Source organism: Serratia sp. A07 (assembly GCF_058725505.1).
Genome location: NZ_JBZXDO010000064.1, coordinates 1 through 9,688 on the forward strand (window position 1 = coordinate 1; position 9,688 = coordinate 9,688).

The 9,688-nt window shown below is 59.8% G+C and carries 11 protein-coding genes and 2 pseudogenes; 1 reads left to right on the plus strand and 12 read right to left on the minus strand.

Features of this window, described 5'->3' with window-relative positions; translation table 11 throughout:
• The coding region (locus tag AC4PR2_RS26610; RefSeq protein WP_492175744.1) for a phage tail tape measure protein at nt 1–2,180 on the minus strand (2,180 nt) is incomplete at its 3' end.
• 38 nt (nt 2,181–2,218) lie between these two features.
• Between AC4PR2_RS26610 and AC4PR2_RS26615 the strand changes: the two genes are divergently transcribed.
• Entirely contained in the window at nt 2,219–2,512 is a 294-nt protein-coding gene (locus tag AC4PR2_RS26615; protein ID WP_492175745.1) for a hypothetical protein, read from the plus strand.
• A gap of 77 nt (nt 2,513–2,589) precedes the next feature.
• On the opposite strand, the gene AC4PR2_RS26620 is transcribed toward AC4PR2_RS26615, so the two are convergent.
• From AC4PR2_RS26620 to AC4PR2_RS26670, 11 genes and pseudogenes are all read right to left on the minus strand, one after another.
• Nucleotides 2,590–2,868 (minus strand): phage tail assembly protein, encoded by a 279-nt coding sequence (locus tag AC4PR2_RS26620; protein ID WP_479455531.1) that lies wholly within the window; start codon nt 2,866–2,868, stop codon nt 2,590–2,592.
• A 137-nt stretch (nt 2,869–3,005) separates the two neighbouring features.
• Nucleotides 3,006–3,530: a phage major tail tube protein gene (locus AC4PR2_RS26625; protein WP_072627850.1), complete on the minus strand. Its 525-nt coding sequence runs from the start codon at nt 3,528–3,530 to the stop codon at nt 3,006–3,008.
• Nucleotides 3,530–4,963 (minus strand): phage tail sheath subtilisin-like domain-containing protein, encoded by a 1,434-nt coding sequence (locus tag AC4PR2_RS26630; RefSeq protein ID WP_492175746.1) that lies wholly within the window; start codon nt 4,961–4,963, stop codon nt 3,530–3,532. The genes AC4PR2_RS26625 and AC4PR2_RS26630 overlap by 1 nt, the downstream gene beginning before the upstream one ends.
• Entirely contained in the window at nt 4,960–5,265 is a 306-nt protein-coding gene (locus tag AC4PR2_RS26635; RefSeq protein WP_492175747.1) for a hypothetical protein, read from the minus strand. Before AC4PR2_RS26635 ends, AC4PR2_RS26630 begins: the two co-directional genes overlap by 4 nt.
• A 4-nt stretch (nt 5,266–5,269) precedes the next feature.
• Nucleotides 5,270–5,725, minus strand: a pseudogene (locus tag AC4PR2_RS26640) (Gp37 family protein); the annotation flags it as partial.
• On the minus strand, nt 5,725–6,186 hold the full coding sequence (locus tag AC4PR2_RS26645; protein WP_308321664.1) for a gp436 family protein: 462 nt from the start codon (nt 6,184–6,186) through the stop codon (nt 5,725–5,727). The pseudogene AC4PR2_RS26640 and the gene AC4PR2_RS26645, both read right to left, overlap by 1 nt.
• On the minus strand, nt 6,186–6,620 hold the full coding sequence (locus AC4PR2_RS26650; protein WP_492175748.1) for a capsid cement protein: 435 nt from the start codon (nt 6,618–6,620) through the stop codon (nt 6,186–6,188). The genes AC4PR2_RS26645 and AC4PR2_RS26650 overlap by 1 nt, the downstream gene beginning before the upstream one ends.
• Complete coding sequence (locus AC4PR2_RS26655; protein WP_492175749.1) at nt 6,620–7,567, minus strand: hypothetical protein; 948 nt, start codon at nt 7,565–7,567, stop codon at nt 6,620–6,622. Before AC4PR2_RS26655 ends, AC4PR2_RS26650 begins: the two co-directional genes overlap by 1 nt.
• Nucleotides 7,568–7,576: 9 nt before the next feature.
• A complete protein-coding gene (locus tag AC4PR2_RS26660) occupies nt 7,577–8,686 on the minus strand; it encodes a peptidase (protein WP_492175750.1) in 1,110 nt (369 codons plus the stop codon).
• 250 nt (nt 8,687–8,936) lie between these two features.
• The gene (locus AC4PR2_RS26665; RefSeq protein WP_342170766.1) at nt 8,937–9,389 is read right to left on the minus strand and encodes a phage virion morphogenesis protein; all 453 of its coding nucleotides are present in this window, start codon (nt 9,387–9,389) and stop codon (nt 8,937–8,939) included.
• Nucleotides 9,386–9,688, minus strand: a pseudogene (locus AC4PR2_RS26670) (phage minor head protein); the annotation flags it as partial. The pseudogene AC4PR2_RS26670 and the gene AC4PR2_RS26665, both read right to left, overlap by 4 nt.

A 9,688-nucleotide genomic window follows, 5' to 3' on the forward strand; every position in this document is an offset into this window, starting at 1 on the left:
GTGAACCAGCCTTTGACGCTGCTGCCAAAGTTGACGATGGTGTCTTTCGCCGCTGCCAGCTTGCTGGTGATACCGCTTACCAGCCCGTCAATCAGGTTGGCGCCAAAGTCGGTGAAGTTGGCCGGCAGCTCGATGTTGAAGTAACGCAGCACCCCGGCAAAGGCCTTGTAGAATAGCCCGACCGGCGACCAGTTGATGATGAGTGCTGCCACGCCGGTAATGCCGCCAGAGAAGGCGCGCTTGATATCTTCCCAGCGCGCCTTGAACCAGGTACTGATGGGTCCCCAATAGCGGTAAATCAGGAAGGCCCCGACCGCAATGCCGGTAATGAGCAAGCCTATCGGATTCATCATCAACGCCCGCCCGATAAACAGCACGGCGCGGCCGGCGATCATCAGCCCCTGACGTAATACGCCACCAAGAATGCGACCGAGACGAAGCCCGGCTGAGCCCATACGCCCCATTAGCGCACCACCCCGTACGATACCCCGTAGCATGCCTCCGGCGAGACTTCGGGTCAGACCTGCAATGCCGCGAGTGAGTCGGCCAATTGCGCCAGCCGCACGGCTGATGCCACCACCCTGACCGAAGCCAGCTCGAAGTAAGAGCCATCCGCTTCGGAGCCCCTGGAAGCTCTTTATCAACGAAAACACGGGGGTGGCAGCAAGGTTTAGCGCCATTCTCAGTATAAAAAGGCCCCCCTTAAATGCCAGCAAGCCTACTATGACGCCGGCAATCCCCTGGATCACCTGTGGGTGAGTTTGCGCCCACGTATTCAGTCGCGTGATATAAGGAAGGATCGCGTCCGCCACCCCCATAACCTGCGGCATCAATTGCTCGCCCAGTGTGATCCCCAAATCACTGGTTGCGACCATCAGTTTCTTCATCTTTTCAATAGGGGATTCGAGGCGCTTAGCGTAATCAGCGCCCAGCACATCGTTATTCGCTGATTTAAGGGCTTCTGCGCGGATGGTGCGGTATTTGTCCATGTTCGCCAGCATCGGACGAACGAAGGCCATCACCTGCATATCGGCGAACAGCTCGCCCAGGCCGAAGTTTTTTTGCAGTGCCTGCAGGGCCTGATCGCGTGCAGCATCATCCTTGAGTGCCATAGCCGCCTTAAATTGCTTGACGGCCTCCGGGCCTTTTTGTTCAAGCGACCATTGAATGACGTTCATCATGCCTTCAATGGGCGAAATACCTTCGGCTTTCTGACGCATCAGAGATTCGCTGAGGTTGATCCCCTGATCGGCAAAGCGTTTCTGCGTATCCGGTGCGAACAGCTTGGTCAGGAAGTTTTTGAAGTTGTTGGCGGCCTCGTCAGACGTTCCCGCACCAATTTTGGCCACCTGCAACGCGGCGGCCATCTCGGCGACCGCTTCCTTGCCCTGGGAAATGCCTGCCATTTGCGGTGCAAGGCTGGGCAACCATTTGACCTGGTCAGGGATTTCAAACGAGCCGGCCTTACCGCCATACGCCATGATGTTTTGCACGGCAGCGAAGTCTTTGGCGGCGATCCCGAGCGATTGTTTGGTGGTAAATGCCGCTTCGGCCCACTGCTCCGCAGTGGTGCGCGTCGCGGTTGCCCCACGGGCGATGCTCGGGAGATAGGCCCGGATATCGTCAATGTCGTCGATATTGTTGCCGATAAGCGAACTGGTGGCGGCCTGCAGGTCATCCTGGGTCTGGTTGTATTTGAGGCTCCAGGCGCGGATGTTCTTACCAAGCGAATCACGGGTTTTATTGTCGTAACCCGCCGTGATGGCCATGTCGGTCATGTTGTCCTGAAAGGTCGCCGCTTTTTTCACTGAAGGCGCGACTGCACCGTAAACCGCCCTTGCCATCCCGTAGGTCTCCAGCCCCTGGGCATATAGCTTCATGCGGTTATCACGCAGGGCAGTGGATGCAATGGTGGCGCGAGACAGGCTGGCCTGCCGGCGTTGTAACTGTTCCATCGTCTGCCCGACGCGGGTCAGCTCGCTGTTGAGACGGCGCGCGGCATCGCCGCCGAGACTGCCGTAACGAGAGGCAGCCCGCGTTAGCGCCTCCTGCCGTTGCTGCATCTGTGTAGTGGCCGAGCTCAGGCGATCCAACGTGCGCTGAGCGTTACCCATGACGCTACGAAACGTACCATGCAGCGCGGCAGAAACGACGACACCAATTGAAAATGAACTCGGCATAGGGGTAAACTCAACAGTATTGAATAAGGAGGATCGCCATGGAAACGCGTCTCGACATCTACAAAGTGCTTATCGGCATCGCAGTGACCGCATGTTACTGTTACGGCCTGTACGAGGTGATTGAGCCTATGGTGGTCAATGGCGAATCGTGGGTGACTATCTTTGTGGTCGCCAGTTTCGCCTTTATGGCCATCAGTTTGGGTCTCTTAGTGCTCGCGTTCTGCGGTGGGCCCGTACTGGCCATTGCCTTCTTCGCCGTCGAAGGCCTCATCCAACTGGGTCAATGGGCTACTCGCCGTATTCGTGGCGTATCTGCTCACCCGCTTCCTTGAGATAGTCCTCGAACGCTTCTACCGGCAGCCCGTCAATTTCGCTGGGCTGCCACCTGAACCACCTCGCCAGTAACGCCTCAGCCTTCCGCAACTGTTCCGGGTAGAGTATCCATCCCCGCAAGGGTGCGAAATTTTTCATGCAAAGCCTGATAATCCGCCAGGTCCATGGCATCGAGATCTTCCGGCACTAGATCCACCATGCGAGCAACCAACAACTCGTCAAGGTCGACCGGATTTTGGCTCTGTTTGCGCACCAGTTTCATGTCGCGCACCGTCAGGCGGTGCAGGGTGACTTCGGTAAGGGTTTCGCCGCTGGTCAGGGCATAGGGAAATCGCAGGGTATAACTGTCGCTCATGATGGACTCCACGTCTTAGGGTTGTGTGTTATGACCCTGTCAGAGTGGCATCCAGCCCGAGCCGCGTCTTTTAAACGCCATTAATAATGCAAAAGGGGCCGCGCAATGCAGCCCCTTCGATAACCTGGTGGGAGTAGTCAGCCGCCGATATTGCTGCGGTAGTCCGCCAGAACGTCGACACCGCCAACCTTGAATATATTGGCCATGTAGTCCAGCTCCAGCAACTCTTCACCATCCAGCACCTGTTTGATATAGGTGCAGCTGAAGCCGCTGGTGAAGTCCGGGCTCTCGTGCTGTTTGAAGGTACCCAGCGGGTTCTTTTTGAACATCACCGTCATGTAGGTTACCAGCGGGATTTCATCAATACGCCCCTGAGAGCCGAAACGCTGGACGCTCGAGCGGCACTGCAACTGGTGGCTGTTGAACGGGTTGGCCACCAGGCGTGCCACGTCGGCATAGAAGCTGTTCCACTTGATCTCACCCTCCAGCTTGTCAAAGCCGTAAGGCAACTCCAGCTTGCCGACCATGCCCAGGGCTTTGCGCTCCTGCATAATGGCCTGGATATCCGGGCATTTGACCTCTTCGGCACGCCCCAACAGATTCGCGCCGTTGACGTAGATGTTGGCGTTGCTGATCGCGTTGATCTCGATTTTACCGGCCATCAGTTTGTCGCTCCTTTGAGGTTAGCCAGGAATTCGCCGGTGATTTCGGACTCCAGCGTCAGACGCTCCATCGGCGGTTTCGGCGTGAACTTGTAGCTCAGCAACAGGTGGCCGGCCTCCAGTTCTTCATTCGGGTTACGGTTTTTATCGTACCAGCACAGGAACCCGAGCAACGCGCCGTCGCCGATCAACTTGCGCCCATAGGCGTTGACCGATTCGGTCAGCGCATCAATCAGCGCCTGGTCAATCGGCTGGTCGATATACTGCTGGCTGTAAAACCGCAGCGACTCGTTGAGCATGTCGGCGGTGCGCCGCACGTTCTCGAAGTTTTTCATGTGCGTCACGCTCGGAAACGCCGCCGTACGGTTGCCCCACAGGCGCAGACCGCTGCCGAAACTGTTGAACACCGTGGTGATGCCATTTTCGTTGAGCAGATTGACCTCGCTTTGCGGGTCGCCCGGTTTGGCGGATAACGCGCGCTCCATACCGACAATTCCCGCAATTTCCTGGTTGGAGGACGACCACCAGAAGCCCTTGTCGTTGTCGACCTTGGCGCGCAGCCCGGCCGCGCGCTGGGACAGCGGCTCCAGGCGGTTCTTGTTGGTCGCTTTATCGTAGACCAGCGCATGCGGGTAACAGAGGCGTACACGGTCGGAAGACGTATTGAAGTTGATATTACCGGCCGGTCCGCGCCCTGCGATGGCCTGGGCGAACGTGGTGCCAACCGGCGCATCGACGTAGGCCAGCGCCTTGTACTTCTCGGCACAGGCAATCAGTTCAACCGTCACCGAGCTCTGGGTGCAGTAAACCGGGGCGATCAGGATCTTCACGTCAAAACCGAACAGCGTATAGGTTTCGTCAAGGGCCTTGAGGCCTGTGCGCCTGCCGGCGGCATCGATGCTGCCAATAATATCGGCGGCGGTCACTTTCGAGGCATCAGCGTTGTCGTAGGTTGCTCTGACCTGGGCACCCACCGCAATCGCGCCATTGGCTACACGGGTGACGATGCCGCTGGCGGCAATAACGGAAAAATCCTTGCCTTCAACATAGGTGGTTTTGGCATCCTGGCTTTTAAGCGTCACTTTGCTGACCACCGGAAACTTCAGCTGCAGTTGGTTAGTCGCCTTGTCGAAAGTCACGTCCTGCTCGCTCTGCGTGACTTTGTGACGCTTCGGATCAAACACGTTGACCACGACCACAGTGCCGGCGCCAAAGTCGTAAATGGCCCGCAGCGCCTGCGGCAGGGTAAACCCTTCGGCTTCCTCGCCGAATTGCGCCGCATCCTTCTCGGTCAGGCACAGCGTCGGGTTGTTAACCGGGCCAGCCGGCGCGGTACCGACCACGGCGATAACCGCTGACTTGACGCCCTTGACCGGACGCGAGCCGCGCTCAATCTCGATAACCTCCGGCCCGTGTAAATAGTTGGCACTCATTGTTTATCTCCTTCGTCAGGGGACTTTCTGCCTTTGCCGTCAGCCGCCTTGCCCTTGTTATCAGGCTCGGGCTGCGCTGGCAGCTCAGGGGCTGGCTCAGGTTCAGGCACCGGTTCAGCCGGCATATCGTAGATGGACGGGTCTTCCACCGGTGTCAGATAGCCGAGCATCTCCAGCGTCTGGGTATACTCATGATCGGCAGGCATCTCGACTTCCTGTTCAGGGAACAGCAGGATCTCCTGCAGCACTTCCCCGAAGCGCAGCGTCACCCCGCTCGCCGGGCCGTTGTAGATGTATTTCATTGATATCCTCATATTCAACTTGGGTGAGCAGCGGCAGATCCGCCGACTCGCTGTCCTGAACAAACACTGTGACGGTCTCGAACGTCAGCACGTACTGCCACAGTCCCTCCCGCTGGCCGAGGAACACATCCTCGACCAGCCAGATATCACGCTGGCAGTCCGGCGGCCGCCAGCCTCCAAGGCTCTGACGCAGCAGATCAAGCACGTCGACCGCACCGCCCTTGCCGTTAAGCTGGCGCAGCACCGCCGTGGCGTTGAACCGGACGGTCTGTGGCTGGATAACCACGCCCACATCCTGCGTCTTGCCGAAGGTGGATTTGCCGTAACTCACCAGCACCGCTCCCACCGGGTGGTTGAGACGAAACTCCGCCGGGCTCTCCGGGAAAAAGTCCACATGCAGTGCCGGCAATTTCGCGCGCAGCCGCAGGACCACGGCGGATAACAGCTCGCTGACGTTCATCAGTAACGCTCCAGAAGTCCACCGGGGCCGCCGAAGCGTCGCCCGGGGCTGCGCACGCGCATCTCGCCGGGCTCCGGCATATCCCGCTGCGTCGCTTCCACGCCGAGGGTGAGCTTGCCGTCACGGATGGCCACCAGGGTTTTCTCGGTGCCGCGATAGCTCTCCTTGACCGCCTCCGGCAGGTCACCCTCCGGGCGCCGGCGATAGAGCCAGTGACACACCAGATTGACGGCCAGATCGCGCAATACCGTGGGCACGGCGGTCAGCGGCAGGCGGTAACGCCCGCGCAGGTGGGCATCAATCAGCTCGTCGGCATAGCGGATGGCCTCAATGATGACCGCCTCGTTGACCGTGGCCGGCAGCGCCTCGCCGATATTCATCATCACCGCGTCATTGGTGAGTTCAATCAGCGTGCGGCTGGCCATCACCGCGCCCACATCTGCGACCGTGCAGTAGGCCATTACGCCCTCCAGAGCACGCGAATAAACTGGCCTTCGCCGCTCGCCGCATCCAGGGCAATGCCCACGGTGGTGGCGCTAGCCGGCTCATCGCCGGTGGGCTCTGCCGGTTTGGGGTCTTCAGGTTGCGGCGTGTCGGGCTTGCCGTCCTCGGTTGCACGTTTGGCTCGTGTCTTGCCACCACCGGCCACCACGCGGCCCTGGTCATCGACCGCCAGTGCTGCGCCGGCATCAATCACACCACCGGCTTCCACCGCGATAATGCCCAGCACATTGACCGGCACCGCATCGCCGGCCTTGCCGCCGACCTCGGCGACGCCCAGCGGAACATCACCGGATTTGCAAAGACCGCCGGTGACGCTCACCAGACGCTGCTGTGTGAGTGTGTCGGTCGCCACCACGGTGGTGGTCAGAACTACCTGCTGTGTGACCATCATCAGGCTCCTTTCACGTTGGTAATGAGGTAACCGGCATCCGAACCGACCACTGCCACCTTATAAATGTCGGTATAGCGGACGTTCACCACCTTGCCGCCGGCGCTGTCGAACTTGTCGACCACGGGCATGCCGGTACGGCGGAAGGTATAGCCGAACGACGGCTCGTTCTCGTCGGCGCTGTCGCCGCCGGCTTGCGGGCCCGTAATGTAGTGCAGCATCACGTTATCGGCCCACAGGTCGGACACTTTTTTGCCGTCGGTTGACAGCGAACGCGGCGCCCCGATCAGCACTTTATCCACCTGGAACAGATCCTTGAGGATGTCGTCCGTGATGCGTTTGCGCTCGTTGGCGCCAATGGCCGCCTGCAATGCCGGGTGGAACCGCAGCAATGCCATGACCGACGCGCCGAAGGTGATGACGTTCGGACGCAGGCCAATGTTCTGGCGCACAACTTCCATGCCGTCTTCTATAACCCGCAGCGGATCGCCATTGGCCTTGCCGTCTTTCACCCAGGCCTCGTCCTTGCTCAGCTTCTTGACCGCGCTGGCCAGGTAGATTTTCGGGTTCTGCGCCATTTCGGCGGCGTAGATCTCGCGGCGCAGTTCGATGCCGTTGGTGGCGCGCCGGGCGGCCTTGGCTTCCTCGTTGAACATCGACTCATGCTGCTCGCGATAATCCACCGGCGCTGCCAGGTCGTGCTCATCCAGCAGGATATCCATGGTGTCCTGCTTTTCGCGGATCATGATGTTGCTGTCAGCACCGACGGCGCGCTTGGTGTCATAAACGGCAAATACCCCTTTGCCGAAGGTCGGCACTTTCGCGCCTTCCTTTTCCATATGCACCACCGGGAACAGCTGGTCACCGATGAAAGCGGCGTTCTTGTAGCCGCGTGCCACGGTGGTCAGTACCGGGTCAACGACGCGTTTCCCCTTCAGATAATCGGACATGCTCTCTCCTTACAGGCAGCGTTTGACGGCCGCTTCATAGCTGATGTTTTCGGACTGGCTCAGGGCCAGGGCTTTCTGATGCAGGGCCAGCTGTGCCGGATCGGCATCGGCGAACTCCGTCGTCTGTACAGCCCCGTTGCCGCGCTCTTTGGTCGCAATTTCGCTGAAGTCGACCAGCGGGGTCGCGCTTTTAAAGAGGGCTCGCAGCGCTTCACCGAGCGGCTGGGTGGTACTGCCCTCGGTATAACTGACCGGCTCTTCGCCGGCATCAGCAGCATCCAGCATGGCCACCACGACGTTTTTGGCCGCCGGGGCCAGTCGCCCGTCAGTCACCAGTCCGTCGGCAAAGGCCGCGTTGGCGTTGTGTACCTCTTGCTGGCGTGCCTGGCTGTCGGCCTGACGACGGGCGTCAAGCTGACGTTTAAGATCGGCGTTCTCCTGCTCCAGGCGCAGTTTTTCTTTCTCATCCACGGTGTTGTCCTCAGTGGTGGGTGGTTCTGGTGCTGCCGGAGCAGCAGTTGACAATTCGGTAAAGGCGGGGCGCGGCGTCGATTCGGGCTGGCCGGCTTCGCGCAGTGCATCAATCTGCCAGGCGGGGATCACTTCGTAGGTGGCCTCACGGCCGAATTTCTCGATAAAGAAGTCACGCAAACGGGCAAACATCGACGCACTGGTGGTAAACCCCCATTCGGCAAACTCGACCACACCGTCTTCAGCCTCACCGAATGAGGCGGATTTGAGACCTTTGATGGCTGGCGGCTGCGCGCCCAGAAATCCCACGTGGCGCAGGTAATAGACGCCAGGCTTCGGGTTGCTGGGTGAATCCGGGGTATAGAAGGACGCCGAAATTTTTTTGAATCGCTTGCTGGCGACCAGCTCGGCAAACGCCGGGTCAACTTCATGCGGCTCAGCCAGTACGTCAGAACCGTCAGCCGCCAGGCTTTTGACCCAGCCGTAAGCCGGGTCATCGGTGCGGGGATGCCCCACCACGATGGGGGCTTCATGCAGCGACGGATCGTACGCCTGCACCATGTCGCCGATCATGGTCTCGCTGAAGTTAATCTTGCGACCGTGCATGTCCGTGTGGGTGCCGGCCTTGAAAATATGGAGTGCGTTCATGTCCCCTCCGGTGAATGGTCTGGGGACAGTGTGGCGAAGTGACGTAACGGGTGCTTTTAAAGGGGTTTAAGAAATGCGTGACCAGGGAATGTGCTTGCGGGAGCTCCCCGGATCATGCCGCCGGAACACATCCACGTCAACGGCAGCAGGTAAAATCCGCCAGACAGGCCTTTATAAAGGTTTATAAAGGCCAGCCGGGCGGTCAGGGGTAAACTGACCCGCCTGCGCGCCCTGAAGCGCCTGACGGGGCTTAGCTGCGTGTATTGCGTTCCAGGTAACGCAATACCGTATCCAGCAGTTTTTGCTCAGTGCCGGCCTGCAGGGTGCCCTCGGCGTCTACCGGCAGGTACGGGCGCGCTGGCAGCGAGACGCTGCGATGACGACCGGCCTTGCCGCCGAGCTGGTGAATGCGCGCGTAATCCAGATTGGTGCCGACCGCAGCCTGATGACTGTCATAATCCGTGGTCACGCTGCCGCGCAGCTGCCCGGTGGCGGAGAGCGTCATCCCTTCACGTGCCTGGGCGGCCACCGACGGTTGCCAGGCCGGGTGCCCCTCGTCCTCGAAGTTGAGGTCGGTTTCGGTCTTGAGGGTCTCCGCCAGGGCGCGCATCAGCGGCGTCATGTCCTGCCCGGCATTGCTGAGGTTACGCAGGGCCCGCTCCAGTTCATTGGCATTAATGGCAATGTGCATCAGGTCGTTCATGGGGTACCTCCCAGCTGCTTACGCGCCAGATTTGCCAGCGAGCCGCCGTAACGGACCAGGTCGGGCGCATAACCGTGCCCGGGATTATACGAGAACCCGACGTCGGGGCTGATGGTCTTGCCCGAGGGCAGGCGGAAGGTCGCCACTTCCTTCAGCTCACCGGTCTTCTCAGAGACCAGCCTCATCGAGGTATCCAGCCTGCTGGCAGCAAAACCGACAGACAGCCCCCGGCGGCGAACATCATCGGCACTCAGTGCGACCACGCTGCAGCGACAGCGCCAGCCATTCGGGGGGTAGAA

Coding starts and splice junctions, on each gene's coding strand:
- AC4PR2_RS26655 (WP_492175749.1), bottom strand. CDS start 7,567: ATGTCCGATTATCTGAAGGGGAAACGCGTCGTTGACCCGGTACTGACC.
- AC4PR2_RS26620 (WP_479455531.1), bottom strand. CDS start 2,868: ATGAGCGACAGTTATACCCTGCGATTTCCCTATGCCCTGACCAGCGGC.
- AC4PR2_RS26630 (WP_492175746.1), bottom strand. CDS start 4,963: ATGAGTGCCAACTATTTACACGGGCCGGAGGTTATCGAGATTGAGCGC.
- AC4PR2_RS26625 (WP_072627850.1), bottom strand. CDS start 3,530: ATGGCCGGTAAAATCGAGATCAACGCGATCAGCAACGCCAACATCTAC.
- AC4PR2_RS26615 (WP_492175745.1), top strand. CDS start 2,219: ATGGAAACGCGTCTCGACATCTACAAAGTGCTTATCGGCATCGCAGTG.
- AC4PR2_RS26660 (WP_492175750.1), bottom strand. CDS start 8,686: ATGAACGCACTCCATATTTTCAAGGCCGGCACCCACACGGACATGCAC.
- AC4PR2_RS26650 (WP_492175748.1), bottom strand. CDS start 6,620: ATGATGGTCACACAGCAGGTAGTTCTGACCACCACCGTGGTGGCGACC.
- AC4PR2_RS26645 (WP_308321664.1), bottom strand. CDS start 6,186: ATGGCCTACTGCACGGTCGCAGATGTGGGCGCGGTGATGGCCAGCCGC.
- AC4PR2_RS26665 (WP_342170766.1), bottom strand. CDS start 9,389: ATGAACGACCTGATGCACATTGCCATTAATGCCAATGAACTGGAGCGG.
- AC4PR2_RS26635 (WP_492175747.1), bottom strand. CDS start 5,265: ATGAAATACATCTACAACGGCCCGGCGAGCGGGGTGACGCTGCGCTTC.